Source organism: Vibrio sp. QJM3NY_27, from assembly GCF_057785955.1.
Window position 1 is genome coordinate 2,172,475 of sequence record NZ_CM173511.1, and the last position, 26,243, is coordinate 2,198,717.

General features: G+C 44.2%; 24 protein-coding genes. 1 reads left to right on the forward strand and 23 read right to left on the reverse strand.

The annotated features are described in order from the left end of the window. Window positions 1–173: 173 nt before the first annotated feature. The 8 genes from AC3CIA_RS09665 to AC3CIA_RS09700 form a co-directional block, all read right to left on the reverse strand. Window positions 174–1,745 (reverse strand): BCCT family transporter, encoded by a 1,572-nt coding sequence (locus tag AC3CIA_RS09665; protein ID WP_017093820.1) that lies wholly within the window; start codon window positions 1,743–1,745, stop codon window positions 174–176. A 272-nt stretch (window positions 1,746–2,017) separates the two neighbouring features. After that, window positions 2,018–3,616, reverse strand: a complete 1,599-nt coding sequence (locus AC3CIA_RS09670; protein WP_488518052.1) for a BCCT family transporter — start codon at window positions 3,614–3,616, stop codon at window positions 2,018–2,020. Window positions 3,617–3,785: 169 nt separating this feature from the next. Further along, window positions 3,786–4,424, reverse strand: coding sequence for a response regulator transcription factor (locus AC3CIA_RS09675; RefSeq protein WP_171316073.1), 639 nt, complete (start codon window positions 4,422–4,424; stop codon window positions 3,786–3,788). Beyond that, on the reverse strand, window positions 4,417–5,772 hold the full coding sequence (locus AC3CIA_RS09680) for a cache domain-containing protein (protein ID WP_017078693.1): 1,356 nt from the start codon (window positions 5,770–5,772) through the stop codon (window positions 4,417–4,419). Before AC3CIA_RS09680 ends, AC3CIA_RS09675 begins: the two co-directional genes overlap by 8 nt. 104 nt (window positions 5,773–5,876) lie before the next feature. Further along, window positions 5,877–7,160, reverse strand: a complete 1,284-nt coding sequence (locus tag AC3CIA_RS09685; RefSeq protein ID WP_054547368.1) for a TRAP transporter large permease — start codon at window positions 7,158–7,160, stop codon at window positions 5,877–5,879. 9 nt (window positions 7,161–7,169) lie between these two features. Beyond that, complete coding sequence (locus AC3CIA_RS09690) at window positions 7,170–7,742, reverse strand: TRAP transporter small permease subunit (protein ID WP_488518053.1); 573 nt, start codon at window positions 7,740–7,742, stop codon at window positions 7,170–7,172. Between the two features lie 208 nt (window positions 7,743–7,950). Beyond that, on the reverse strand, window positions 7,951–9,045 hold the full coding sequence (locus tag AC3CIA_RS09695) for a TRAP transporter substrate-binding protein (protein ID WP_009847138.1): 1,095 nt from the start codon (window positions 9,043–9,045) through the stop codon (window positions 7,951–7,953). 621 nt (window positions 9,046–9,666) lie between these two features. Beyond that, window positions 9,667–10,059, reverse strand: a complete 393-nt coding sequence (locus AC3CIA_RS09700) for a hypothetical protein (protein ID WP_004733388.1) — start codon at window positions 10,057–10,059, stop codon at window positions 9,667–9,669. Between the two features lie 220 nt (window positions 10,060–10,279). Here AC3CIA_RS09700 and AC3CIA_RS09705 point away from each other — a divergent pair, with 220 nt between their 5' ends. Beyond that, window positions 10,280–11,095, forward strand: a complete 816-nt coding sequence (locus tag AC3CIA_RS09705; protein ID WP_171309126.1) for a DUF2982 domain-containing protein — start codon at window positions 10,280–10,282, stop codon at window positions 11,093–11,095. A 153-nt stretch (window positions 11,096–11,248) separates the two neighbouring features. Here the strand turns inward: AC3CIA_RS09705 and AC3CIA_RS09710 are convergent, their stop codons facing one another. From AC3CIA_RS09710 to nrfB, 15 genes are all read right to left on the reverse strand, one after another. Beyond that, window positions 11,249–11,902: an MBL fold metallo-hydrolase gene (locus AC3CIA_RS09710; protein WP_004733386.1), complete on the reverse strand. Its 654-nt coding sequence runs from the start codon at window positions 11,900–11,902 to the stop codon at window positions 11,249–11,251. A 100-nt stretch (window positions 11,903–12,002) separates the two neighbouring features. Next, on the reverse strand, window positions 12,003–12,551 hold the full coding sequence (mepK, locus tag AC3CIA_RS09715) for a peptidoglycan L,D-endopeptidase MepK (protein WP_065204824.1): 549 nt from the start codon (window positions 12,549–12,551) through the stop codon (window positions 12,003–12,005). Window positions 12,552–12,750: 199 nt separating this feature from the next. Beyond that, window positions 12,751–14,289, reverse strand: a complete 1,539-nt coding sequence (locus tag AC3CIA_RS09720) for a L,D-transpeptidase family protein (RefSeq protein WP_054547365.1) — start codon at window positions 14,287–14,289, stop codon at window positions 12,751–12,753. An 80-nt stretch (window positions 14,290–14,369) separates the two neighbouring features. Further along, a complete protein-coding gene (locus tag AC3CIA_RS09725; protein WP_488518054.1) occupies window positions 14,370–15,458 on the reverse strand; it encodes a DUF1513 domain-containing protein in 1,089 nt (362 codons plus the stop codon). Further along, window positions 15,448–16,509, reverse strand: coding sequence for an imelysin family protein (locus AC3CIA_RS09730; protein ID WP_488518055.1), 1,062 nt, complete (start codon window positions 16,507–16,509; stop codon window positions 15,448–15,450). Before AC3CIA_RS09730 ends, AC3CIA_RS09725 begins: the two co-directional genes overlap by 11 nt. Window positions 16,510–16,667: 158 nt before the next feature. After that, window positions 16,668–18,056 carry a di-heme oxidoreductase family protein gene (locus AC3CIA_RS09735; protein ID WP_488518056.1) on the reverse strand — a complete coding sequence of 463 codons (1,389 nt, stop codon included), beginning with the start codon at window positions 18,054–18,056 and terminating at the stop codon, window positions 16,668–16,670. Window positions 18,057–18,167: 111 nt separating this feature from the next. Then, window positions 18,168–19,427: an imelysin family protein gene (locus AC3CIA_RS09740; protein ID WP_102434846.1), complete on the reverse strand. Its 1,260-nt coding sequence runs from the start codon at window positions 19,425–19,427 to the stop codon at window positions 18,168–18,170. 176 nt (window positions 19,428–19,603) lie between these two features. Next, complete coding sequence (locus AC3CIA_RS09745; protein WP_004733379.1) at window positions 19,604–20,200, reverse strand: GTP cyclohydrolase II; 597 nt, start codon at window positions 20,198–20,200, stop codon at window positions 19,604–19,606. Window positions 20,201–20,449: 249 nt separating this feature from the next. Next, window positions 20,450–20,626 (reverse strand): hypothetical protein, encoded by a 177-nt coding sequence (locus tag AC3CIA_RS09750; RefSeq protein WP_017063565.1) that lies wholly within the window; start codon window positions 20,624–20,626, stop codon window positions 20,450–20,452. Between the two features lie 89 nt (window positions 20,627–20,715). Then, complete coding sequence (gene nrfF / locus AC3CIA_RS09755) at window positions 20,716–21,156, reverse strand: heme lyase NrfEFG subunit NrfF (RefSeq protein ID WP_054547360.1); 441 nt, start codon at window positions 21,154–21,156, stop codon at window positions 20,716–20,718. Further along, window positions 21,153–21,707, reverse strand: a complete 555-nt coding sequence (locus tag AC3CIA_RS09760) for a DsbE family thiol:disulfide interchange protein (protein ID WP_171330945.1) — start codon at window positions 21,705–21,707, stop codon at window positions 21,153–21,155. The genes nrfF and AC3CIA_RS09760 overlap by 4 nt, the downstream gene beginning before the upstream one ends. Further along, window positions 21,688–23,610 (reverse strand): heme lyase CcmF/NrfE family subunit, encoded by a 1,923-nt coding sequence (locus AC3CIA_RS09765; RefSeq protein WP_488518057.1) that lies wholly within the window; start codon window positions 23,608–23,610, stop codon window positions 21,688–21,690. The genes AC3CIA_RS09760 and AC3CIA_RS09765 overlap by 20 nt, the downstream gene beginning before the upstream one ends. Window positions 23,611–23,742: 132 nt before the next feature. Next, window positions 23,743–24,717 carry a cytochrome c nitrite reductase subunit NrfD gene (gene nrfD / locus AC3CIA_RS09770; RefSeq protein WP_488518058.1) on the reverse strand — a complete coding sequence of 325 codons (975 nt, stop codon included), beginning with the start codon at window positions 24,715–24,717 and terminating at the stop codon, window positions 23,743–23,745. 2 nt (window positions 24,718–24,719) lie between these two features. Further along, a complete protein-coding gene (gene nrfC / locus AC3CIA_RS09775) occupies window positions 24,720–25,406 on the reverse strand; it encodes a cytochrome c nitrite reductase Fe-S protein (protein ID WP_016797526.1) in 687 nt (228 codons plus the stop codon). A 3-nt stretch (window positions 25,407–25,409) separates the two neighbouring features. Next, window positions 25,410–25,994 (reverse strand): cytochrome c nitrite reductase pentaheme subunit, encoded by a 585-nt coding sequence (gene nrfB / locus AC3CIA_RS09780; RefSeq protein ID WP_010438133.1) that lies wholly within the window; start codon window positions 25,992–25,994, stop codon window positions 25,410–25,412. Window positions 25,995–26,243 lie beyond the last annotated feature (249 nt).

The window sequence follows — 26,243 nt, forward strand, 5'->3', positions numbered from 1 at the left end:
ATTACTTGGCTAATCGCCAAATTTAAGACGTTATTTTGAAGGTAGTTTCATCGAAATATACTGTTCTCTAGACTGTAAAATAGATACAAAAAAGGCAGGAGAGTTTCCTCTTCTGCCTTTCTTTTTACTTTATATTCGACTTCAACCAAATGGAAAGTCGATTAACGATCAGTCTATCGCTTCTCGGTGCGCATACCCATTAGCAAGCTAACACACATCAGTAATAGGATGATGGTGAATGGCAATGCCGTAGAGATTGCACCCGCTTGTAGAGCCTGTACTGCTTCAGTACCACCAACCCACAATAGAGCTACTGCAATTGCACCTTCAAGGAACGCCCAGAACACACGCTGAGGCACTGGCGTATCAACTTTACCACCTGCGGTGATGCTGTCGATAACTAGAGAGCCTGAGTCAGACGACGTAATGAAGAATACTAGAACTAAGATAACCGCAATGATTGATAGCAGCGTACCGAACGGTAGAGCATCAAACATTTGGAACATCGCTAGTGATACATCAGTCAAACCATCTTGACCAAGGATACCAACGTTATTCACGATTTGGTCAATTGCCATGCCACCAAATACTGACATCCAAATGATAGTAACAGTCGTTGGAACAATCAGAACCGCTGTGATGAACTCACGAACCGTACGACCTTTAGAAACACGCGCGATAAACATACCTACGAATGGTGACCATGAAATCCACCAAGCCCAGTAGAATACAGTCCAGCCGTGCATCCACGCTTCATCTTCACGACCATGAGGATTACTCAAAGGAATGATGTTTTCAACGTATGCCATAAAGGTTGTTGGGATAGAACCTAAACTCACCGCATAGCCGATTAGAGCCACTAAGATAAGCAGCAGGAAAGCAACCAACATGTTGATGTTACTGATAACTTTAACGCCGCCATCAATACCGCGAAGCACTGACACGACCGCTAATAACGTTACTACGGTAATAACAACAACTTGTAACCCTAAGCCAGCCTCGATTCCGAAGACATGTTGAATACCACTTGCTGCTTGTTGTGCACCTAAGCCCAGCGACGTCGCCAAACCAAACAGCGTTGCAAGAACCGCCAGAATATCAACAATGTGACCAGCCCAACCCCACGCTCTATCACCCAAGATTGGGTAGAAAATAGAACGAATAGAAAGAGGCAATCCCTTGTTGTAAGAGAAAAACGCAAGTGACAGTGCTACTACGCCATAAATCGCCCAAGGGTGTAGACCCCAGTGATACATGGTTGCACCTAGCGCCAACTTAGCAGCTTCTGGTGTGTTTGGTTCAACACCTAACGGGGTTTCAAACCAACCCGTGAAGTAAGCAGCGGGTTCCGCCACACTCCAGAACATTAGGCCGATACCCATACCTGCGGCAAACAACATCGATAGCCAAGACATGAATGAGTAATCTGCCGTCGCATCAACACCACCAAGGCGGATTTTACCATACGGAGAAACAATTAAGCCTAAGCAGAAAACAACGAAAACATTACCCGACCAGATGAAAAGCCAATCAAACGAATTGATGATCTGGCCTTTAACGCCATCTAGTGCTGCCTTTGCTGAAGCGGTATCTGTAATCAGAATGCCGATCAGGAACAAAGCAATAAGTCCTGCACTGATACCAAATACTGGGTTATGAACATCAAAACCCCATTTTTGGACGTTATCTTGACCGACAGTGTAATCCGTACTGTCGATACTGTATTTATCTATACCTTTAGTCATTATCCCTCTCTACGGAATATTGATAGGGTCTGTTGACCTTACTATCCCTTACTTACTTGTGACTGAATCACAAACTCGAACACACGATCCAAGTAATACAAGCTGTTGTCACAATAATTCAAATACTTGGATGTCTGAAGTTTAGCAGGTTAACTTATTGTTTTCAGTAAACCAGAATCGGTTCGATGGGTTTTCATCCAATATTCACGTAATTACTCAAATTACTGACGAAAAAAAGGCCGAACAAGTCGGCCGTTATTTGAATAATACTTTTAACTCAAAGCATTTTGCTGCTTAACCAATTGATTTTCGGTACGCAAACCTAGCAATAAGCTTAGGCACATAAGCAATAATATGAACGCAAATGGTAGCGCCATTGATACCGTTCCAGCTTGCAGTGCTTGAATGGATTCCGTACCGCCAACCCACAATAGAACAGCTGCAATCGCACCGCCCATCAACGCCCAAAATACACGTTGTGGAACTGGCGCATCCACTTTACCGCCAGAAGTAATGCTGTCGATAACTAATGAGCCTGAATCTGACGAGGTGATGAAGAACACCATAATCAAACCAATCGATACTACAGAAAGCACAGAACTCATTGGCAGCGCATCATAAGTGTGGAATAGAGAAAGCGTAATATCTTGCAAACCATTCACGCCTATCTCACCCACCTTGTTCGCCACTTGATCAATCGCGATACCACCGAAAATAGCCATCCAGATGATGATTACTGTCGTTGGGATGAACAATACAGCGACGATGAATTCACGAATAGTACGACCTTTAGAGATACGCGCGATGAACATGCCTACGAATGGTGACCAAGACATCCACCAAGCCCAGTAGAATACCGTCCAACCCTGCATCCAAGTTTCATCATCACGACCATGAGGATTACTTAGAGGAATAAAGTTTTCAATGTAGCCCATTAGCGCGGTTGGGATTGCTTTAATACCCGCCATACCACCAGCGATCGTTACGAAGATAAGCAAGCCCAAAGCAACCAACATGTTGATGTTACTTAAAACCTTCACGCCACCGTTAATACCGCGAACCACTGACATTGTTGCTAAGAAAGTGACCACTCCAATAACAATCAGCTGCATGCCAATACCACCATCGGTACCAAATACATGGTTAATACCACTGGTTGCTTGCTGTGCGCCTAGGCCAAGCGATGTTGCAAGGCCAAATAGCGTAGCCAGTACCGCGACGATATCAACGATATGTCCAAACCAACCCCAAGTTCTGTCACCGAGTAGCGGGTAAAAGATTGATCGAATAGAAAGCGGTAAGCCTTTATTGAAAGTGAAAAAAGCGAGGGCTAGAGCAACAACGGCGTAAATAGACCAACCGTGTAAACCCCAGTTATAAATAGTTGCGCCAAGCGCCAACTTAGCTGCTTCAGGAGAATAAGCTTCAACACCGAGTGGCGTTTCATACCAACCCGTGAAGTAAGCTACTGGCTCTGCAACACCCCAGAACATCAAACCAATACCCATTCCCGCGGCGAATAACATCGACATCCAAGATAGGTTGGAGTGCTCTGCTTTGGCATCATTGCCACCAATACGTATCTTGCCATACGGGGAGACAATGAGGGCAAAACAGAAGATAACAAAGATGTTGGCTGCCCACATGAAGAAACCATCGAAGTTACCGATGACTTTCCATTTTATTCCATCCAGTGCCGCTTTTGCGGTTTCAGGATCAGCGATCAAAAGTGCAACCAGGAAGATGATAATCGCTCCTGCACTGATTCCAAATACTGGGTTATGGACGTCAAAACCCCATTTCTGAACGTTATCTTGTCCTACTGTATAATCGGTATTTTCAATACTATACCTATCTTTTACAGGCTCCATGTTTCCTCTCTAATTTGTAGCGCACAGTTTGCAACATTGCATTCGGCGCTTAAATTTCGAAAAGAAGGATATCAACCTGTCGCAAAAATACTAAAAAAACCGCCAAAAATCAGGCATAAATTACAACTTTAGTAATTAAATTACACATTTAATGTAATTTAGCGTAAGATCACTCTACAAGCCCAGAATTAACAGCATATTTAGCTAGCTCTGCCGTAGAGTGAATATCCAGCTTATGCTTAATGTTTTGTCTATGAGTTTCGACGGTTCGGTAACTGATATTCAGCGCCTTTGCGACCTCTTTACTGCTCTCCCCTTTTGCAACTAATTTCAATACCGCTTCTTCACGCCTGCTCAATGGATTCTTCACAGATTGCGTGGGAGTAATCGGCTGAGTAAACAAATTCTGCGTCACTTTTTCACAAAAATAGGTCGAGCCTTGATTGACCGTTTTGATCGCTTGCACCATTTTTTCAGCCGAAATCTCTTTCAACATATAGCCGACTGCGCCCGATTGCATCACCTTCATGATGTATTCACGGTTGTTATGCATAGTCAGCATTAACACCTTCGCTTCTGGGTCTTCTTCTTTAATCAGATGGGTCGCATCAATGCCGTTCATGATAGGCATGCTGATATCCATCAACACCACATCGGGACGTAAAGACTTAACAACCTCTACCGCTTCTAAACCATTACTGGCGGTGCCTATCACACAAATATCTGGCTCGAGTTCCAATCTCGCCATAAAGCCATCCAATACCACTTGGTGATCGTCAGCGATCACAACTCGAATAACTTCACTCATTCATTAATCCCTCTAGTGTCAGTAACACTGTAATTTCCGTTCCAAGGCCAATCTCACTCATCAATTCAAAATCACCACCGATGAATTCCACTCGCTCTCTCATGTTACGCAGACCGATCCCTCGTTTTTCCATCGCTTTATAGGTGTTGAAACCGACACCGTTGTCTTGGATTAGAAGCTGTAACACGTTGCCAATTTGCTGTGCGATAACCGTTACTTTGGTCGCTTGTGCGTGTTTCTCTATGTTATTTAGGGACTCTTGCACCACTCGATACAAGGTCGTCGCCGCTTCTGATTTCAACTTTCCGGGTTGAGTGCTAAACAAGGTTTCAACCTCAATACCCGAGTGCGCCTGAAAATCCAACAACAACGAAGACAACGCCGCTTCTAAGCCGATATCATCCAGTGAACTTGGTCGAAGTTGATGCGAGATGTGCCTCACCTCTTCGATCGCTCGCATCAATGAATGCTGCGACTTATTCAAATGCGCTTTGAGGTCTTCATTTTGTAACTTATTACCAAGCAGTTCTAAGTGGCAACGACTCGATACTAATAATTGGTTAATACCGTCATGTAACTCACGCGCTAAATGCTTCTTCTCGTCCTCTTGAAACATCACCGTCTTATGCGCCAGTTCCTTCAGGTTATTATCTGCAATCCGATGTTCATGCATGTTAATGGCCAACGTCAGCACGATAATAACCGCCACCGTCACGCTAAGAATCACCACAATGGAGAAGAACGTGGTTTCAATATTCTTGTTGATCGCGGCCTGCATCGAAGCCACTTCTTGGTGCACATCTTCAATATACAAACCCGTGCCAATCATCCAATCCCAACGTTCTAACCAAGCCGCATAGCTCAGCTTAGAGACCACTTCCCCAGTCGAGGGCTTTTGCCACAGGTATTGGTGAAACCCTCCTCCGGTTTGCGCCTCTCTTAATAGCGCTTCTATCAGAAAGTCGCCGTCTTCATCTTGTAATTGAAGCAGATTTTTTCCAATCAATTCCGGCTGTATTGGATGAACCAAATTGGTTCCGTGGCGATCATATGCGAAGAAATAACCATCAGAGCCATACCTAAGTTTAGACAATATGGTTCGAACTTCTTTTTTGGCTTGCGCTTCTTTGATATCGGGGTCGTTGTAGATGTGTTCAATGGCGTCGAATGCGAGGTCGACGGTGTCTTTGAGGGCATTTTCACGCGACTTGATTAAGCTGTCTCTGAAGATCTCGACCTCTTTCGCACCCAACGTCTTAGTTTGGTGTAACGAGATCCAACTTATGCTCGCCGTGACCAGTAGCAACGGGAGTAGCGTCAGCAAAATCAGCTTAGCTTTTAGAGGCATTCCTTTCCCTCACAAAAAACGGCTTACTGAACATCAATAAGCCGTTTTACTTTAGCAATTTATAGATAGTCGTTGAAACATATCATTCACATTCTTGGCTTCACTCACATTCCATAGAAAGAAGGGAAAGCGAGAAGTGATCCAAGTACGAGGATTTGAATAAGAATGAACGGCATCACGCCTCGGTAGATGTCTTTTGTGGTGACGCCTTTCGGTGCAACCCCTTTCAAATAGAACAAACTAAAACCAAATGGCGGCGTTAAGAAGGAGGTTTGTAGGTTCATCGCGATAAGGATAGCGAACCAAGTCATGTTGATGCCCATCAGTTCAGCAACAGGCGCAATGATCGGCACGATAATGAAACAGATTTCTACGAAGTCGATGAAGAAACCAAGAATCAAAATCACCAACATGGTAATGATCAAGAAGCCCCATTTTTCACCCGGCAACTGCAGCATCCACTCTTCAACCAGATAATCACCGCCAGTATAAGTAAACGCCATCGAGAATGCCGTCGCACCAAGCAAGATAGCAAAGACCATTGCCGTGACTTTCACCGTCTCTTTGGACGCTTCATACACCATCGACCAACTGAATTGACCGTACAACAAAGCAAGTACCATAGCACCCGCACCACCTAATGCAGCTGACTCTGTCGGCGTGGCAACACCCGCGAAGATAGAGCCCAATACGACAATGATCAGCGCGAGTGGCGGTACGATAGCTTTCAGTGCATTGATGACTTCTTGTTTACGACTAATTGAGTCATCACGTTCAATTGGTTGAGCCGCTTCTGGGTTAAGCTTTGCGTATATCAAGATATAAACGATATACGCGCCCACCAACATTACGCCCGGCCAAATCGCCGCTTGGAACAAGTCCCCTACTGGCACACCGAGTACATCACCTAATAAGATCAGTACGATAGAAGGCGGAATGATTTGCCCTAACGTGCCAGACGCACAAATAGTGCCGCAGGCTAAGCCTTTGTCGTAGTTGTACTTGAGCATAACTGGCAACGAGATAAGACCCATGGCAACCACAGAAGCACCTACTACGCCCGTTGAAGCCGCAAGCAGTGAACCCACAAGTACCGTCGAGATAGCAATACCACCACGAACACCACCAAACAGTCGTCCCATTGACTCTAGCAACTGCTCAGCAAGCTTGGTCTTTTGTAGAACAAGCCCCATGAAAACGAACAATGGAACGGCCATCAGTACCGTATTTTCCATGATCGATTGAATTCGATATGGCATGAAGGCGAACATTTCGATGCCTTCAGCCCAAACACCAAAGATTAACGCGATACCACCAAAGGTGAACGCGACCGGGAAGCCAAGTAAAAGTGCAAACAAGGCTACGAAAAACATTACTATTCCAATCATGTTCAGCCTCTACTTATTCTTTGTGTGAGTATTGTTTGCATGCGTGTTATTTGCATGGATAAGGTGCGGATTAAAAATCTTGTTCAGCGAATGCAGAATCAAACCAACACCACTGACTGCCATCAAGAAAAACGACAATGGGATCATCGCTTTAATGATCCAACGATACGGCAAGCCACCTGGATCGCCCGACGTTTCACCCAAGTTATAGCTATCTTTGGCAACATCGATACCAAACCAAGCCACCAGCAAACAAAAAGGAAGCAGGAAGACAGCGGTGCCTATTAGGTCAATAATCGCTTGTGCCTTGAAGCTGAGTTGTTCGTAAAAAACATCCACTCGCACGTGGCCACCCGCTTTGATGGCATAAGGAACACCTAATAGGAAAACAGCTGAGAATAGATGCCATTCCATTTCTTGGAAGGCGATAGACACATCGTTAAAGGCATACCTCATGACAACGTCATACACGACGTTCGCGATAAGTAAAATAAACAACATACTGGAAAGCCATCCCAGTGCATCACCGATACGATTAAATAGGCGTTCAATATAAATTAGACTTCGCATTCCCGACTCCATGGAATTTGAAAAGACATCGCGTATTAGAGTTAGGGCAACTAAAACAAGTAGCGCTAACAAGATGCACGACGTAGAAAGGGTTCTTGGCGTATTACAGGATTTATCCTGCTTAATTATTATGTTTAAAATGAACCCGCCGCTTAGTCACTCTTAGTTACCTAACAAGAACAGCTTTGGGTTCATTTAGCTTCAGTTCAACAACTGTCGATTATTTCGCTTGGCTATTTAAATAAGCTCTGTGTGAAATATCCGTCCATGAGCGCACTTGCTCTAGGTAGCTTGCTTGTGAAGCTTGAATCTCTTTTGCCAATGCATCTTTCTCAGCGTGCTTAGCAAGTAGACGATCGTTCGCTTCTTTTAGTGCAGACATAACCTCTGGCGGGAAATCTTTCACTTGTACATCTGGATATTCTGTTTTCATTGAAACCCAGTTCTTGCCACTTTCGTGCGTTGCTTGTGTGTACATGTCGTAAGCAGCAGTACGCATTGCAACACGCAAGATTTCTTGTAGGTCTTCAGGAAGCTTGTTCCATGTACGCTTGTTCACAAGGAATTGAAGCTCTGAACCCGGCTCATGCCAACCTGTGTAGTAGTACGGCGCGATTTTGTGGAAACCCATACGCAAATCAAGTGATGGACCCACCCACTCTAGCGCATCGATTGTGCGACGCTCTAAAGACGTGTAAAGCTCACCAGGGGCAATGTTAGTCGGCTTAGCACCTAGCTCCGCAAGGATCTCACCAGCAAAGCCTGGGATTCGCATTTTCAGACCTTGTAGATCTTCAACGCTGTTGATCTCTTTTTGAAACCAACCGCCCATCTGGATATCCGTGTTACCACCTGGGAACGACATTAGGTTGTGTGGAGAGTAAACCTGCTCCATCAACTCCATACCGCCACCGTGATAGAACCACGCATATTGTTCAGCTGGCGTCATACCGAAAGGCATAGAAGTGAAGTAAAGAGTGTTTGGAACTTTACCTTTCCAGTAGTAAGAGCCTGAGTGACCCATGTCGTATTGACCAGACTTAACCATGTCAAAAACGCCAAGCGGTGCTTTGTGTTTGTTTGCTGAATCGATTCTGATTTGCAGTCGACCATTCGACATCTTCTCAGCCATCGCAGCCATGTTTTTGGTTGCATCACCGAAAACAGGGAAGTTTGGTCCCCATGTTTCAGCAAGCTTCAAGCGATAAACCTTATCAGCAGCTGTGGCGCCAGTTGCGACCAAAGCTAAACAAGCCGCTGCAGTAACCGCAACGTTTTTAAAAACTCGTGTGAGGGAGTTAGAAATGAGACTCATGTTCACGTCCTTTTGTTGGATTAACACTCTTTCTGTGAGTATTTTTTATGGTTCAACATAAGAGTGCACCTTGATGAGGCAACTAGATATCAGGGAGAGCACGCACGACAGGCCCACACAAACTGCGTATTAGACCAAAGGATTACGTAGAACTACGTAGGAGATAATTGAGTTATGTCGGTTTTAAAGGACTTACTCTATTCATCAGGGGAATGCTTATTGATAAGTACCTAAGTATTAATAATTAAATACCGTTAACAATTGATTGCCATTTCGTGATGAGGCTCTATTCACACCACAGATCAAATACGCACCTGAATGCATTCAATCCATGAAAATCAAGGTTTCATAGAATCAGACGCCCTACTTTGGTGCTTACTGATTCGAAACATCGGACACGGCAAAGACAGATGAATAACGGAAGGGGTCAGCCGATTGGAAATGAGGCTTCTGGGGCTAGGTTCGAATGCTAGGTTTGAATATGAATATGAGTTTAGGGATTTAGGGATTTAGGGGTTTGGGTTTGGGTTTGGGTTTGGGATTAACATGATCCGTCAGATACAAAAAAGCCTCGAAAATCGAGGCTTAAAAACTTAACGAAGCGAATGTAATCCCACAGGATTAGATAGCTTTGTAGATAACCTTGTTACCTGCAAGTTGCTCTTTCGCTACTAGGTTTTCTTCAAGAAGTTTTTTCAATGCGCCTGTTGCCCATGAAGCTGCTTTCGCGTCTTCTTGACCAGCTGCTAGGCCGATACCTTTAGGGTTAATGCCTTCAGCATTGCTAACAACGATGTCTAGAACTTGTTGTTGCTTAGGAGTCAGTGCTACTGCAACTTCTTTAGTTGCTGCTACTGCTTTCTCTACCGCTGGTTTTGCTGCTACAGTTTTTTCTGCTACAACTTTCTCTGCGACAGGCTTCGCTTTTTTCGGCGTTGCCACTGCTTTAACTACAGCCGCTTTAGTGCGTTTCTGCAGTTTAGCCTGCACCTTACGCTTATGAGCAAGTCTCATTGAATATTTCTCCAGTTCACTGCTCTTTTCGCAGTGGTGAAAATTTGAAGCGCGATTTATACCAAAAAACAGGAGCTATTTGTAGAGTGAAGCGCCGAAAGTCGACGAAAAATACCGATATTGTCTACTAACGTCTATTATTTAAACATCGACTTATCAATTCAGGGTCATATACACTGGTTATCCATCCAGACAAAAATATGAAAACTTGGTGTTGCCTATGGACACTCGTCACCTTACAAATTTCTCTTTGCCTTCGTTCACACGTTCGTACCGTATTCTGGCCGTTGTTTTAGGCTTCGTTTGCTTGATCGTTGCTCTGTACAGTGACAATCCAAAGTTACTGATCGTGGGTGCATTTTGCATTATTGCCCTACTCGGAACTGGCTATTATTTAATGTTGCGCAGCAGAGTGATGTTCACTCTCACACCGACTCATTTTCAGCAGCATTTTTATAAAGGTGGGTGGGTTTTAAAGTGGAGCAATATTGAAAAGATTGGCATGTGTACCTACGAGCAAGAGGGGTGGCATCAACCTCTTCCTTGGGTTGGTATCAAGGTTAAAGATTACTCGCCCTACCTGGATTCAATTTGCCCTAAAATCACTTGCGAGTTATTGCTGAGCCAGCGAGCACTTTTGTATCTGGGCGCCAAGCAAGCGGGTAAAGAGTCAAACTTTGAAGATATGGTTCTCGACTCATCGCATTACCATGCGCGATGCACTGAGAGCGGTTGTGTGGAACTAAACAGATATAAAGAGTCACAAAATACTGACGAGGTTATCTTCAACGATAGCCAAACACAGACTAGCCCAGGTTCATCCCATGAATCGAAATCCCATAAATCGAATGTGCAAAACGCAGTGATTAAAGACTATTCCGGGTTACAGGCGATGCTTGCGAACAGGATGAAATATCAGAGAGGTTTCCACGGTTACGATATTTTCATCTCAACTCAAGATTTGAATATGAGTGGAGAGGAGTTTATTGGACTTGCTCGACGCTACTTAGCAGCAGCCGAACGTCTTTCTGATTAAGTGAACACGTTGGAAATTGAAACTTGTGAGCAAAAGAAACTAAACGTTGAGATTAAAACAAACACGCTCGCATACACGTAAAATTAAAAAAGCTTAGCTTTCATAGGAAAAGCTAAGCTTCATTTTCAATCGTTCTTCTATTAAATCAGAGACCTAGTACAGAGGCATTTCATCCGCGACAAACGGGTTTGATGCGCGTTCACGACCAAATGTCGATTCAGGGCCATGACCCGGAACGAATGTTACGTCGCTGCCTAGTGGCCAAAGCTTAGTCTTGATTGAAGCAATCAGCGTGTTGAAGTCGCCTTGTGGGAAATCCGTACGACCAATAGCACCGTTAAATAAAACATCACCAACAAACGCCATGCGCGCTTGCTCACTGAACAGTACAACGTGACCTGGCGTATGACCCGGAGTATGAATCACATCAATCACTTGGTTACCAAAAGTAACTTTGTCGCCCTCTTCCAACCATGTGTTTGGTTCAAAAGCTTTACACAATGGGAAACCAAACATCTGACTTTGATTCTCTAGGCCTTGAAGCCAAAAGTTATCGGCTTTATGCGGGCCAACAATGTTCACGTTCAAGATCTCAGCAAGCGGTACAGTGCCGCCAACATGATCTAAGTGACCGTGCGTCAGGACCAAGTTCACCACTTTAACACCGAGCTCTTCAATGATCGCAGCCAGCTGTTGAACATCACCGCCCGGATCGACAACGATGCCTTCCATTGTCTCATCACACCACACAATTGAGCAGTTTTGAGAGAAAGAGGTAACAGGGACAACTTGATACTTGAGAGACATATACAAACCTTAAAGGGCAAACTGAAATTTGGGCAAACTATGACATTGGATGTCTACTTTGACAAGTCCCTACCGTTTCGCTCGCAATCTAAGCTTAGCGCTACCAGCTACGAACTGGGCCAGTATCGATATGGATAAAGTTGCTACGTGCATAATAACCTACACCACCCGCATTCAGGCTTTTGGCTACGTCTCTTAATTCTTTTAGGTTGACGCCATCAATACGGAAATCAATCGCTTTACCCAACATGTGGTAGCTCTTCTTGGCTACGCCACTCGACTTAGAACGCAATGCCTCATTGGTAGCTGGAGAGCGGTAGCCAGAGATGATCTGAACTTCTTTATGAATACCTAAGACATTTTGAATCTGAGTAATCTGATCAAACAGGTTCTTATCCATTGGGTGAATTTCATTACGGCGGAAATCGCGACATAGTTTGCTGAGGCGTGCCATCTCATCACCAACATAGTTAGTGCCATCGAAATAACAGGTCTCTAATCGTTCACCAGTGTGAAGATTGTTCATGCTAATCGTTCTTGGTTGATCAGGGTATGAAGCAAAAGCGATAGAAGGAGTAATTGAGGCGACAACAGCGGTACCACCAGCGTAAGTCAGAAACTGACGGCGTGAAAATAAACTTTGAGACATACAGCAAAAAAACCAATTAGATCGAACGAAAAATGCACGATACATAATGGTAATTGCTGCGTCAACGTACAAAAACCGCCCAAAAGGTTAGTATTTGTAACCTTTGCACGGTTAGTTATTGATCCACATTATAATTTTATCAATAGAAGCTTGGTTGTCATTTTTTGGTCAAGATCACCCTTATTGGCTTCACTGATAATTAACCACCCTCTTTATCATATTGATAGATGTCACCACGATACTGAATGCCCCCTTCTTCAAACAATACGGTTTGATAAATGATATGTACGGGGATTCGCTTCTTGAGTCGCACCTTAGTATTCGGAGCAAGATCATCATTCTGGTTCGGTACTTTCCTTACCTTGGTAGCAAACAACAACTCAGCCAGCTCCTCTGCATGTTCAACACGTATGCAGCCGGAGCTATAAGCACGGAAGTCGTCATTAAACAGACCTTTACTTGGCGTATCGTGCAGATAGATCGCTCGCTTGTTAGGTGTGTTGAACTTATACAAACCTAATGCATTGCGCGAGCCTGCCTGCTGGCGCATTCGATATGGGAAAGAATTGAAATTGATGGTCTGCCAATCGATATCTGTGGTGTCGACCGTCTCCATAGTGCGCCAACCATCAATCACTTGGAAGTTGTGTGTATCTAGATAGCTTTCGTCCGCTTTCACCTTAGGCAAAATGTCTTTGACCATGATTTTCCATGGCACGTTCCAAGTCGGATTTAGGATGACCGAATCTAGGTTTATCTCTAAAAGCGGTGTTTTTCGCGACTTTCTGCCCACGACGACTTTGGACTCAAAGACCTCTTCGCCATCTTCCCAATACTTCATATCAAAACTAGGGACATTGACGACGATGAGAGAGTCTCTGTCTCTTGGCCACAAACGAACACGTTCGGCATTCAAAGCCAATGAAGTCAATCGATCATCAAAGCTCATGTTGATCCATTTGATCGTATCTGGCCCGACGATCCCATCATCTGTAAGGCCGTGCATACGCTGAAATGATTTAATCGCCGTTTGCAGATCTCGATCGAACTCGGGAAAATCGACTGCGATCATCGAGGTATCAACACCAACCAAAGCAATGCGCTCAACAAGAACCGTTTTGTCTGAAAGCTCGTCACCCAAGCGCTTCAAACCTTTCTGTCTATATCGTTCAATATTGAGTTCAGAGGCGGTTTCTAACACCGAATAGGTTGCTTTGAATTGGTCAAAATCTCCAACAGGCGGCGCGTAAGACAACACCATCTCCAATAAGTAATCATTGGCAACGCTGCTTTTTAATCTCATCAGAATATGCGGAGAAGGCGCGGGTAATTTGGAATGCAGCTTGCCCGAGAAGTACCACTCTTTACCGGCAAGCGGCGCATTTTCAACGTAGCTCAAGTAGTAGATAAAGGTATCGGTGAGTAATATGTCCAACTCTTGCCATTGAGCATGGGATTGATAGTGACGGATTTGCTTGAGTTGTCGCTCGAAGAGTGGTGCCATTTGAGCTTGTTCGAGAAGCGACAATTGAAATTCAAACGCCTTAACAAGTTCAGGTGAATCCCAAAGAATAGGCAGAGATGAGTCTTGATAAATACTCTGAGTAAGCTCTGGATAAATCAGCATAAAAGAGAGCTCTGAATCAGCCGGAATAAATCGGCTCTCGTCAGAACTCGTATAGCTCCATGCGTGCACAGAAACTAGAACTAATAATCCACAGAAGTATTTCGCGAACATGCTTAACTCCATCACCAACCATCTCATAAGTATGGCAAAGAAATGGGAGTAAGCATGTTATTTTTAAGAGGCTTTATAAATCAGATTGAACTCCAATGGTTATCCCACTGGACCGATGATTGCTGGCTGGATTTCTCATAAGGCTTGCGTTGGCTCACCACACTGCCCGCCCCAGAGCTGAGTCGAAACTCACCATCAAGCAACACAGCACCAGAAGCATCAGATAACGCAGACAGTTCAACTAACTCTTTGGTCTCTTTAGACCAGATACCGTAGCAATTGCCTCTTGGCGAAGTCGCAATAATCCAATCGTCTGACGCCGCAATACTGGCGATATAGTGATTGAATCTTGCCCATTGCTCAGGCTCTGCGTTCAGTGATTCAAACTGCCCGCCTTTGGTATGCATGGCCAACAACGAAGGATACTCGTCAGGCTCGCCACGATATTGCTGACCACAAAGTACGGTTTCAGCACCATCATGGGCTAAATGTCGAATGCTTAGCTTCTTGTCTAGCAATTCAACCTGATCAAGCAACGCACCTTGAGGTGAAACATAGCTCAAGCTCGGTTGCATTGAATGGAGGTTTTTGGGGGTTCTTCCGTCAGTATGAACGCCACCAACGCCAATCGCGAGATTTCCATCCGGCATGATGATCACTTCATGAGGGCCAATACCAAAACCCATGAACTCCTCGACCTTACGATAACCTTGTGCGACATCGTAAACGCCAATCACCCCTTGGCTGCTGTCCGTTTTCCCTTCAGTGGCATACAGTAATTTACCATCTAATGAGTAAACGCCATGACCATAAAAGTGACGGTTGTTCACTTTCACTACTAACTTGATTTGCTCACCGCTTTTATAGTCAAACACCATAAAATAGTCACCAGGACGACGAGCAAACACCACTGCATGCGATGAGGTTGGGCAAATCGCGACGCCATGGCCACGATCTGGGATCGGCAGTTGACTCAATGGCATTCCATATTCGTCAGCCACAACCGCTGAATATTGACCTCGCCCATTCAGCGCACAACCGATTAATTGAGGCTCATGAGATGAGCTCATAGCACCAGAGCGACTAGCACACCCAAATGGAAGTACTGGTACAGCTGCACAACCCAGTGCAGCCTTGAGTAGCGTTCTTCGCGTAGTATCAGTCACCATCGGTAGCATTAAATCCTATTACCACGCCAAGCTCTATCGCCACTTCTTCATGAATGAGGTACTTCAAACGTTCTAGTTTGTTGTATTGAGTCAGCACATCTCGATAGCCCTCTTTACTCTGCAATAACTCAAACAAGCTTGAGTCTGTAGGCCAAGTATCTAGCGTCAATGTGAACTGGTCAGCAACACGGTCAGCAAGGTCGTTTAAGCCCTTCTCTCTCAACAAGCCGTCTAGGCCATTGCCATCGGCAAGGTACAAATTCTGCAGTGCTGCTACATTGGCTTTTAGTTGAGTCATCGAGGTTTGTGCACGCCATGATTCTGAGAAGTAAGGACGCGGATGACCAATTTTCGCCATCGGGCGACTCAGCTTTTTCATGCTGTAATCAAGTTGGTTGGTCAATAAAGCGATGTATTCAGACTCCCAGCGAGTATCGTCTAGCGCTAACCAAGGGTTAACCTGCCATGCCAGTGCAATCGAAGACGACTTAATCGCTAAGTTTTCAGTAATCGCTTGTGATGATTGGCAACCTAGCGCTTTGTCTTGAAGCAGTGGCGATTGCTCGTCATAAAGCGACCATTCCAACGCACCTAGCCCTTGAACGGTCACACTCTGCTGAGCAATTTCGTGCTGGGACCAAACTTTATCTTGCTGAGTCAGCTGGCGCATTTTTAGGCCTGTGGTGTTCTTTTTGTCTGGCCAGAATTGAACATTCCAGCTCTCTTCTAGTGCCGCTGTTGGGCCTCTTTCTTGGCCTTGTAGCGCCATCCAGCTGTTCATGGTGAGCTGCCACTGATTTTTCAATGCATCTAACTCAACATCATTGGTTTGGCAGTAACCCTGCATCAAGACTTCTAGCTCATTGGCTTGCTTGGCAAATAGGACGGCCGAATCAAACTCTTGTTGATAGACACTGCGACTGATGTGATCGGTCGTGTCTGCTTGATAAGACACACCGTTAACCTCAGATGAAGCGACTTGCTCACCCGATGATTGGCAGCCTGCCATGATTAATACCGACAAAGGCATTAACAATAATTTATGTGTCATGCTGTTACCTTACTTCCTAATTTTTCTTTTAATTATATGAGTTCATTAAATACGATACGACCGCTGGCCTCGTATTCCTACAAGTTCAGCGGTGCTAAGTGGTTTGATAGCGGCTTTCTTAAGTCATTAGCCGTTAACTAAACTGAATTCAACTCAGCCTATAACGAGTTTAAGAACGCCAATAACGCTTCACGCTCGCTGCTACTAAGAGCTAAAACGTTTTGTTTCGCCATTTCTGCTTCACCGCCATGCCAAAGCACAGCTTCCATAACATTTCTCGCACGACCATCATGAAGTAAGAAGGTGTGGCCATTCACTTCTTTGGTATAGCCTAATCCCCATAAAGGTGTTGTACGCCATTCTTGGCCATTCGCAAGATACTCAGGACGGTTATCCGCTAAGCCTTCACCCATATCGTGCAGCAACATATCGGTATATGGGCTAATTAACTGCTTAGACAGTGCCGGTAAACCTTCACGCTCTGCCGTGCGGAATTCAGCTTGGTGACAACTTTGACAACCCGCGTCTTTAAACAGCTTTTTACCCTGAACAACGACTGGATTGTCGACATTACGACGAATAGGTACCGCTAGATGCTGCGAATAGAACTCAACAAAATCTAAGATGTTGTCGCTGACTTCTGGTTTGCCACCATTTGGAAAATCATCACAAGTGGATTGCGCTGATGTGCAGTTTTCATTCGGGAATAAACGACTCGTTAAGCCCAAATCACCGTTAAACGCCGCCGCATTTTGCTGCATTAAATTTGGCTGGCCGGCTTTCCAACCGAAACGGCCTAACGTCATGTCATTAGTTTGAACATCAAGAACGTAGTTGGCTTTGCCTGATACGCCTTGCTTGTCAGCCAACTGCTGCTCAGCAAATCTAAGAATCGTTTCTTTTGAAATGCTCTCCAGCAGACCAAGGCCAATCATTGGCGGCGCAACGCGCGCAGAAAACTCTGTTTTAGGGTGCATCTCGCCAAAAGCAAGATCAGTAATCTTTAGCGTTGGTTTACGCAGAGTCACGACGGTGCCGTCTTTGAATTCAACAGGAACATCGGTGTAACTGATGTTCACTTTACCCTCTGGTTTAACACCTTGAAGCGCGAAATCTTGTAGCTGTCCACCGTAAGTCGGTTCTGGAATGCCACCATCGCGTATAAAGGCTTGTCTCTGCTCAGGTGTTTCAGCAGGAATACTCAAGCGAACCAACATGGATACCGCGTTTTCATCGCCTTTTTCTGGCGCGTGGCCACGACCATCTTTGATGTGACAGTTTTGACAACCGTTAGTATTGAATAGTGGGCCTAACCCATCACGCGCATCGGTTGATGATGGTGCGGGTACCCAAGGATTTCTAAAGAAGCTGTTACCGACACTGAAATCCAAGCGTTTGCTCATTGGTAAATTGGCAGCAGGAAGAGAAAAAGCATTCGCTCCCTCTTTCTTCACGGTAGTTTTGCCACCAGAGTAGGTTTCATGAGCGTGTAATGGCGATAAGAAAAACAGTGTGGTTAATAGTGAGGCTGAGAGATACGACTTCATACATTGCCTTGCTGTGTTTTTGATTTTAGTTTTTATTTGGGAGTAACTTTCTTGAGTAGCAAACAATTAAGGGCTCAATGAGAGCCCTTTATTGATTTTCGCTTCGGGTTCTTAGAACTCGTGATCAGCCGTGTCAGGGTTTAGGCTATCAATGCCAATAACACCTGCAGCACGCTCGATTGCAGCTGTTTGAGACACTAGCGCAACAATTGTTTTGTTTACTAGTGCATTACCCGCAGCGTTGTCGGCAGCAATTAGCTGATCGAAGTGCTGGTTGTTTTTCTCTGCAGAAACAACAAGCTGACCAACTTGTGCACGTGCTAGATCAAACTGCTTTTGAATCTCTTTCGCAGCTTGCTCGTCTTTTTGCTCAACTAGGTCAAACAGGCTAGGGCCTGAAAGTAGAGAACCATCTTCACGTTTGTACAAGCCAGTGTATACGTTGTAGATACCTTGCTCGTTGTAGTAGTGAGAGTTGTGCGTGTTATCAGAGAAACAGTCGTGCTCATCTTCAGTAGAGTTAGCTTCTAAAGCCACTTTCATACGCTCACCCGCCAATTCACCTAGAGACAGTGAACCCATGCCGAACAACATTTTACGTAGGCCGTTGTCGCTAGATTCAGAAAGAAGCTCTTGACGGTAGTTGCCTTTCTCGCCTTCAGCCCACTGTTTTTCCATCCACTCCAGATCTTGGATAAGTAGTTCAGCTGATGCTTTTAGGTATGCGCCACGACGGTCACAGTTGCCGTTAGTACACTCAGCGCCAACAACGAAATCAGTGTAAGCACGCTCACCTGCACCGCTGTTTGTGCCGTTTAAATCTTGGCCCCAAAGTAGGAATTCAATCGCATGGTAACCAGATGCTACGTTTGCTTCAGAACCGCCGATCTCGTTAAGGTCTGCGATTAGCTCAGGAGTAATGTTGGTTGCGTCTACTGTAGTTTGACCAATTTGGAACGTTTTGTTCGCAACGATGTTTGCGCTTGCGCCTTCGTTACCAAGCTCATATTGGTAATCAGAAGAAACGTAATCGATTAGGCCTTCATCTAGTGGCCATGCGTTTAATTGGCCTTCCCAATCATCAACAACAACGTTACCAAAGCGGAATACTTCAGACTGTTGGTAAGGTACACGAGACTCAAGCCAAGCTTGTTTTACTTGTTCGAAGTTGCCAGCAGAAGGAGAAGCTAAGAAGGTATCAATAGAAGAGTTCAACGCTTTTGCTGTAATTACTGAATCTGCAAACACTGCATGAGCAATATCTGCGTAATGTTCTACAACTTGATCTTGAGTTACTGCTGCGAAAGAAGAAGCAGAGGCAAAAATGAGTGACGAAGTTACGGCTTTGGTCACTAAAGATTTAATGGTCATGAAGCATCCTTGTTGAGCTTTAAATTATTATTCGTAGTAATAGTGCAAACCATTATCATTTGCACTACGGATTGGAATAATACAAACTTACAATTTTATTGCAAGATAAATACAAAAAAACCTCACATGTGTGAGGTCTTTAAACATTTTTATGTTAAGCGCAACAAAGAGGCTAATCAGATATCCAGATTATGCTTACCGTGTGAGACTTTTGCCTTCAGGTAGCTTTCATTACCCGACTTAACATGAGCAGAGGTGTTCACCACTTCTTCAATCTCAATACCAAAAGATTTCAGCTCATTAATTTTCTTGGGGTTGTTAGTGACTAGGCGAATTTTTGTGGTTCCTAAAGCACGAAGCATTTCTGCCGCTTCAGTAAAATCACGCAAATCATCACCGAAACCTAGATGGTTATTGGCTTCGTAAGTGTTCATACCTTCACTTTGCAGGCGGTATGCATCGATTTTATTGTATAAACCAATACCACGACCTTCTTGGCGTAAGTAAAGAATCACTCCACCCGTCTCACCCATAATTCTAATGGTTTCGTCTAGCTGCTCGCCACAGTCACAGCGAGAGGAATGGAAAACATCACCAGTCAGGCACTCAGAGTGCATACGAACAAGAGGTATGTCTTGTGTCTTGTCTGCTGATTTAAATATCACAGCAACATGCTCTTTATCTGTTTTCAATCCATGAAAAGACAGAAGTTCAGCATCAATACTGCTTGTTACCCCTACTTTGAAATCTATTCTGGCACGCACTTCCGCCATAGCTATACTCACTTGAAAATTCGATGTATTTAACAACACTACATTATATGTCTAGGCAATATTTTGTAGCTAACTATCTAATGATAGACACTATGAGGCTGTTAACAATTTTTTTCAAGGTCGACCATGCACTAATTGTTATATTATAACAATAATTTTTCAGGTAACAAAAAACCCCACATTGGAATGACCAACATGGGGTTATAAATTAATCAGTTGCGGCTAAGACTACGATTTTTTACAGAACGATCAACTTACTTGAGTTTGCTTCCAGATGACAAGCTGAACCCAAGCGTTCTCTAATTCGGTTAACTCTTCTTGAGTAAGCGTAGAAATGCTCGACTTTGCACTGTATTTTTCTGCCCATTTGTCAGATCGGACATGAGTATGGAACTCTTTCTTTAAATTTGAGATTACGTTATCCACAGATACATCCTTATATAACAGTGCTTAGCCTTTATAATCCTTTAATGTTACAAAATACAGGTCAATTGGTAAACAGTAATACATAATTTTTATGAGCTCTTTCTAACACTTTTTACTGATAGATATATAAATAAGAGAAATAATACGCTCGGAAGTAGCCAAAGTAATAAGTTTGAAACACTCATTGCTGGTTTATAGAGCACAAATTCACCGAACCTTTCCGTCATATATTGAGTAATTTCATTATTACTCTTCCCTGCTTTCACCATATTGAATACAACGAGGCGTAAGTCTTTTGCAATTGGAGAGTTCGACTCAATCAGGTTTTGATTCTGGCATTGCGGGCAACGTAGGGTTTTTGCCAATGTAATAGCGCGCTGCTGCTGTTCTGGGTTTTCAAACTCAAACAGTTCAACTTGAATACTCGTGTCCTTATTACTGGCTGTAAACAGATCTTCTGCCAAAGTCGGAAAACTAATAACCATAAGCGTAGACAGCATAACGAGTGCTTGTATTAAAGGCTTCATCATCCATTCGCACCATCAAAATACATCGCAAGTTCTTTGCGCCAAACCGATTCATTAATCACGCCCAGTAACTTCTTAACTATTTGGCCTTCAGCATCGACTAAATACGTCTCAGGAGTACCGATTACACCGAGTTCTAACGCCAACTTCCCTTGAGGATCGCTGATCACAGTTGAGTACGGGTTGCCGTCGTTGGACAATACATTAAGCGCAGCACCGGGGTTATCTCGATAATTGAGACCAACAATTGGAATACCTTCCTTTTGTAGTTCGAGTAAAAAAGCGTGCTCGGTTTTACATATTCCGCACCATGAAGCCCATACATTGACCAGTTGGTAAGGATGTTGAGTGACATCAGCCAACGTAATTTCCTGTTTACTACTGATGCCTTCACTATTCGCTAACGCAGTAGATATGAATTCTGGAAATGCCCTTTTTTGCTCCGACACAATCGTCGATTGCTGTTTATTATTGAGCGCAAAGGCAAAACCCAACACCACCATTAATGCCAAGATAATTAACGTGATGAGCTTGTTACGAACGCTGGTATGCATACTGTGACGCCTTAACGGTTTTCTTTTTACGATGAGTCAATGAGAGTAAAGCGCCAAGAATGGAAAACAACCCACCAAACCAGATCCAGCGCGCATACGCCTTGTATTGCACTCGAAACGCATAAGCGGTGGAATCTACTTTCTCGCCCATGGTGATATAAACATCGCCATGCCAGAACCACTTCATTGCAGGCTCACTCATGTTCATGACTCGAACTTGGTAGTGTCTTCTTTCTGGCGCGATGGTAAAGCTTTTATCACCGGCATCTAGGTTGAGTATCGCCTTCTCTGCGGTAAAATTTGAGGCGACATAAAGCTCAGTATCACGATGAGAAAGCGTCCAATCCATGAACTCTACTTGTGTGCCTGGGCTTAGTTTATAGCTGCGCTCAAACGAGTGATAGCTATTCATTGCAGCACCTACAGCGAGTACTGCAACCCCGACATGAGCAAAGGTCATCACCCAGACTTTGCGTTGGAACTTGGAGCTGCGCGTCACCACTAAGCCATAAACATGAGTGAGTAAAACCCAAAACGCGAGTGACCATGTCATCAGAGCCATCACTTGTGCTTGCGCCTGTTCTACTTGCCAAGAATAACAAGCATAACCAAGTACCAATGACGCCACAGCTAGCGATGAAATAACACCTTTAGTCGCTTGAGGTTTAATACTCAGTAAAGGGGCTAAGCCGACGACGGCCAACGCAAGCAAAGCCAAAGGTGCAATCAATAGATTAAAGTAAGGCGCACCTACCGATATGTTACCCAACCCAAGCAGTTCAAAGACCATTGGATAAAACGTACCAAACACCACAACAGCGGTCGCCAGTACAAAAATGAGCACCGCCACTAAACTCAAAAAGCTCTTACTCGCGAAGCTGGTAATCGGGCTCGACTCGAAAGACTCGCCTCTCACAATTAGCAACGAGAAAGAGCTCAACAATACAGCCACGAGTATTAATAACAGCGCGATGCCTTTAGTTGGGTCAACGGCAAAAGCATGCACCGACGTTAGTACACCAGAACGAACAATAAAGGTGCCTAAGATACTCAAACAAAATGTAATGAAAGCAAGGCTGAGAGACCACTTCAGAAGCTGTTGTTTGCCCTTGGCAACACCTAAACAATGCAGCAAGGCTGTCGAAGTGAGCCACGGTAACAAACTGGCATTTTCAACAGGGTCCCAGAACCACCAGCCGCCCCAGCCTAATTCGTAATACGCCCACCAAGAGCCAAGAATGATCCCTGCGGTTAAAAAGATCCAAGCGACTAGACACCAACTGCGACAATGGGCTACCCAATCAAACTCAATAGGATCAACCAGCAAAGCGGCAACGGCAAATGCCAGCACCACAGAAAAGCCGACATAGCCAAGGTAAAGTAATGGAGGGTGAAAGATCAGGCCGACATCTTGCAACATTGGGTTAAGGTCACGCCCTTCTAGCGGCAAGATCGAATTCATTTCAAATGGGTTTGATGCGAATAAGGTGAACCAAGCAAATATCGCGAGCAGTAGATTCATTACCCACAACACACGGCTTTGGTATTCATTCGAATAGTGTTTTTGTAAGGCAATCACGCCAGACCAGACGCTGATCGTCAGTACCCAAAATAACAAGGAACCTTCATGGCCTGCCCATACGGCTGCTAGCTTAAAAAATGAGGGTAATTGAGTATTTGAATGTTCAGCGACATAGAGAATAGAGAAGTCATCACTGACAAAGGCGTAGCCAAGCAATGCGACAGAAGTGAGAGAAAACAATGCACTTGAAAGAGAGAAACTGCGGATTAAACCTATATTTTGCGTCCGTTTGTTTAGCATTTGATAAAACGAATGCACACCAATAATGCTACTGAGTACAGCAACCAACACTAAACTAAACAGCCCCAAAGAACCGACCATATCACCTCAATAAGGCTCCGCTTGAGCAGAGCCAAGTTAAACAATTGTTCGCTTATACTGTTCCAATAAACAGAAACCAAGTAAGCAGATGCCCAGTATCCAACATCTACTTACTCATTAACTTGAGCAAAATTAAGCTATCGTTAACTGCCCTGCATAAAGGACAAAAGTTCGCAGCATTAATACACCCATCAGACTTAGCGAAGTCACGGAGAAAATATACACCGAGCTATGGCGAATTGAAGTTGGTGTAACGGCATTCAGCAACAACGGTAAAACCATGCCAACGCCGATGACGCCATACCAGAACCAACTCGCCCAGAAACCACTGCCTATTGCGTTCCATACTGCTTGCTCACTTTGACCACCAGCGAAGATAAGCCCAGTAAAGAAAGTAATAAGAACAAACAATTCAAACATCACGACTGGACGTTCGAATCCGTGGATCCATGAAATAGTCGGGCTATGAGATGATTCTTTAAAGACCAGCACACCAAATAAAATACACGCCGCCGCTCCCGAAGATAAGCTCGAGAATAAGAACAAAATCGGCAGCACTGGGTTATTCAATAGTGGGAAGGTATTTAAAGCTGAAAGCAAGAATCCGGTATAAGCGGCAAGCATCAGAGCAAGAACAGCTAAGAATATTTCCAGAGCATTCTCAAACACTTCTAATTTGCCAATCCAATTACCGACAAAATCAAGTCGCCCTTTTAACCATGCTTGATCATTCAAGAACACGACTATTTGATCCCTAAATATAATGCCGATCCAAAGGAATAAGATCACCATATATACTTGGAATAAGATCACCCCCATCGACATCACAGACGTTGGATTATAGAAGATCATGATCTTCCAAAAGGATAACGGTTTTGTCAGGTGGAAAACCAAGATAAGCAGACCTGAAATGATCCCAAATGGCGCAAGAAAAGCCGTGGCCTTTAACACACCATTATGAGCAGGGTCGCCTTCAATGACCTTACGTTTTAGATAAATGGAGATCATTACGGCACCGGCCGACATCCCCGCGAGAAATAGATAGATTGCTATAATCCAGTCCCATACCACCGTACCAGACTGAAAAGCTGCGTCCCATGCACTCATAATCAAATCTCCCCTTTTTGGTGTGGCACTTTATAGAGCTTTGGTTGAGTACCTAGATAAGCTTTATCTCTGTAAACCACCTCAGATTGAAGCACCTGGTTTATCTCACTCTTAGGGTCATTTAGATCGCCAAAGACCAGCGCATTGGTCGGGCAAGATTCGACACAAGCAGGCAACTTCCCTTGTGCTAGATTGGTATCACGACAGAAGTTACATTTATCTGCGGACTTGTTCTCTGGATGGAAAAAGCGCACTTGATATGGGCAAGCCAATAGACAATAACCACAACCGACACACTTCTCTTGATGAACGTCGACAATGCCGGTTTTTTCATCTTTGTAGGCCGCGCCTGTTGGGCAAACCATCACACAAGGTGCGTTATCACAATGTTGGCAAGAGTTACGAGTAAAACGGTAATCAACATTGGGATATTCGCCTTGGGGCTCACTCTTAATAATTTCTAAGCGCGATACACCTTCAGGTACTTTGTTTACTTCACGACATGCTTCAGTACAGGCGGTACAACCAATACAAGCGGTTTCGTCATGAATCATTCCATAACGTTTAGTGCCATCTTCTTGAACATTGGCTAGCGTCTTGCGACTTGTTACTGCCGCAGTTCCCGCTACACCTGTGGTAAAAATAACGGCACCAGCGCCTGCTAAAAAGTTTCTTCTTGAGCAGCTCATAGATTACTCCTCTTCTTTCTTCTGGTTGAAGTCTGAATGGCAATCCACACACAGCTTGATGGTTTGCTTCTTATCTAAGCCCAACACCTTTGCTTCAGTCGCATGAACATCATGGCAGTTTGAACACGTTAAGTTTTGCGCGTGAACATCGTGAGTCCAACTCGCTTCGCGGAGATCATCAGGTTGGTGACAATCGATACATTGGCTATTGGCATCTAGGATTAATTTAGGGTCTAAGAAAACCTTCTCGGTTCCAGGTTGTGATTGAGCCTCACGATACTTCACCACTTTAGGTGCACCTTCACGGTGATCGGGGCTAATAGAACTATGACAGTCGGTACAATTTACTTCGCGGCCAAGCAAAGCGTGTGCACTTTCACCATGTGAACCCAATACCGTTTCTTTTGAATCTTTATGGCATTGAACACACTTGTAGTCTTTGTCGCGGATTAATTCGACTTCATGTCTTGTTGATTCTCCTACTGGCGTAACAGCAGGCTCAGCAACAGCATGAATGGAATAACCATAGAGGCAGAATGCTAGAAGGGATTTAAGCATTATGACTATGGCCAATTTAATATTGCCCATTTTATCCTTTCCTTATACCGGCATTATTTAACTCTCAACTAAATAATATTCCGGTTAAACAAAAGTACCCTTAAACGATATTATTACCGCTTAAATGATATCAATTCTTATTTTGGATAAGCCACAACGCTTTCTATAGTTAGAATATACCTCTAATTGGGTAATACGAAATTTGGATGGGTTAATCTGTGAACGCAATCACCCTATTTATACCATGGTCAATTTCGGTAATTGATTGTTATATATGAT

Bases quoted from the DNA above. Each gene is read 5' to 3' on its own strand.
- AC3CIA_RS09665 (WP_017093820.1), bottom strand. From the start codon at position 1,745: ATGACTAAAGGTATAGATAAATACAGTATCGACAGTACGGATTACACT.
- AC3CIA_RS09670 (WP_488518052.1), bottom strand. From the start codon at position 3,616: ATGGAGCCTGTAAAAGATAGGTATAGTATTGAAAATACCGATTATACA.
- AC3CIA_RS09675 (WP_171316073.1), bottom strand. From the start codon at position 4,424: ATGAGTGAAGTTATTCGAGTTGTGATCGCTGACGATCACCAAGTGGTA.
- AC3CIA_RS09680 (WP_017078693.1), bottom strand. From the start codon at position 5,772: ATGCCTCTAAAAGCTAAGCTGATTTTGCTGACGCTACTCCCGTTGCTA.
- AC3CIA_RS09685 (WP_054547368.1), bottom strand. From the start codon at position 7,160: ATGATTGGAATAGTAATGTTTTTCGTAGCCTTGTTTGCACTTTTACTT.
- AC3CIA_RS09690 (WP_488518053.1), bottom strand. From the start codon at position 7,742: ATGGAGTCGGGAATGCGAAGTCTAATTTATATTGAACGCCTATTTAAT.
- AC3CIA_RS09695 (WP_009847138.1), bottom strand. From the start codon at position 9,045: ATGAGTCTCATTTCTAACTCCCTCACACGAGTTTTTAAAAACGTTGCG.
- AC3CIA_RS09700 (WP_004733388.1), bottom strand. From the start codon at position 10,059: ATGAGACTTGCTCATAAGCGTAAGGTGCAGGCTAAACTGCAGAAACGC.
- AC3CIA_RS09705 (WP_171309126.1), top strand. From the start codon at position 10,280: ATGGACACTCGTCACCTTACAAATTTCTCTTTGCCTTCGTTCACACGT.
- AC3CIA_RS09710 (WP_004733386.1), bottom strand. From the start codon at position 11,902: ATGTCTCTCAAGTATCAAGTTGTCCCTGTTACCTCTTTCTCTCAAAAC.
- mepK (WP_065204824.1), bottom strand. From the start codon at position 12,551: ATGTCTCAAAGTTTATTTTCACGCCGTCAGTTTCTGACTTACGCTGGT.
- AC3CIA_RS09720 (WP_054547365.1), bottom strand. From the start codon at position 14,289: ATGTTCGCGAAATACTTCTGTGGATTATTAGTTCTAGTTTCTGTGCAC.
- AC3CIA_RS09725 (WP_488518054.1), bottom strand. From the start codon at position 15,458: ATGGTGACTGATACTACGCGAAGAACGCTACTCAAGGCTGCACTGGGT.
- AC3CIA_RS09730 (WP_488518055.1), bottom strand. From the start codon at position 16,509: ATGACACATAAATTATTGTTAATGCCTTTGTCGGTATTAATCATGGCA.
- AC3CIA_RS09735 (WP_488518056.1), bottom strand. From the start codon at position 18,056: ATGAAGTCGTATCTCTCAGCCTCACTATTAACCACACTGTTTTTCTTA.
- AC3CIA_RS09740 (WP_102434846.1), bottom strand. From the start codon at position 19,427: ATGACCATTAAATCTTTAGTGACCAAAGCCGTAACTTCGTCACTCATT.
- AC3CIA_RS09745 (WP_004733379.1), bottom strand. From the start codon at position 20,200: ATGGCGGAAGTGCGTGCCAGAATAGATTTCAAAGTAGGGGTAACAAGC.
- nrfF (WP_054547360.1), bottom strand. From the start codon at position 21,156: ATGATGAAGCCTTTAATACAAGCACTCGTTATGCTGTCTACGCTTATG.
- AC3CIA_RS09760 (WP_171330945.1), bottom strand. From the start codon at position 21,707: ATGCATACCAGCGTTCGTAACAAGCTCATCACGTTAATTATCTTGGCA.
- AC3CIA_RS09765 (WP_488518057.1), bottom strand. From the start codon at position 23,610: ATGGTCGGTTCTTTGGGGCTGTTTAGTTTAGTGTTGGTTGCTGTACTC.
- nrfD (WP_488518058.1), bottom strand. From the start codon at position 24,717: ATGAGTGCATGGGACGCAGCTTTTCAGTCTGGTACGGTGGTATGGGAC.
- nrfC (WP_016797526.1), bottom strand. From the start codon at position 25,406: ATGAGCTGCTCAAGAAGAAACTTTTTAGCAGGCGCTGGTGCCGTTATT.
- nrfB (WP_010438133.1), bottom strand. From the start codon at position 25,994: ATGGGCAATATTAAATTGGCCATAGTCATAATGCTTAAATCCCTTCTA.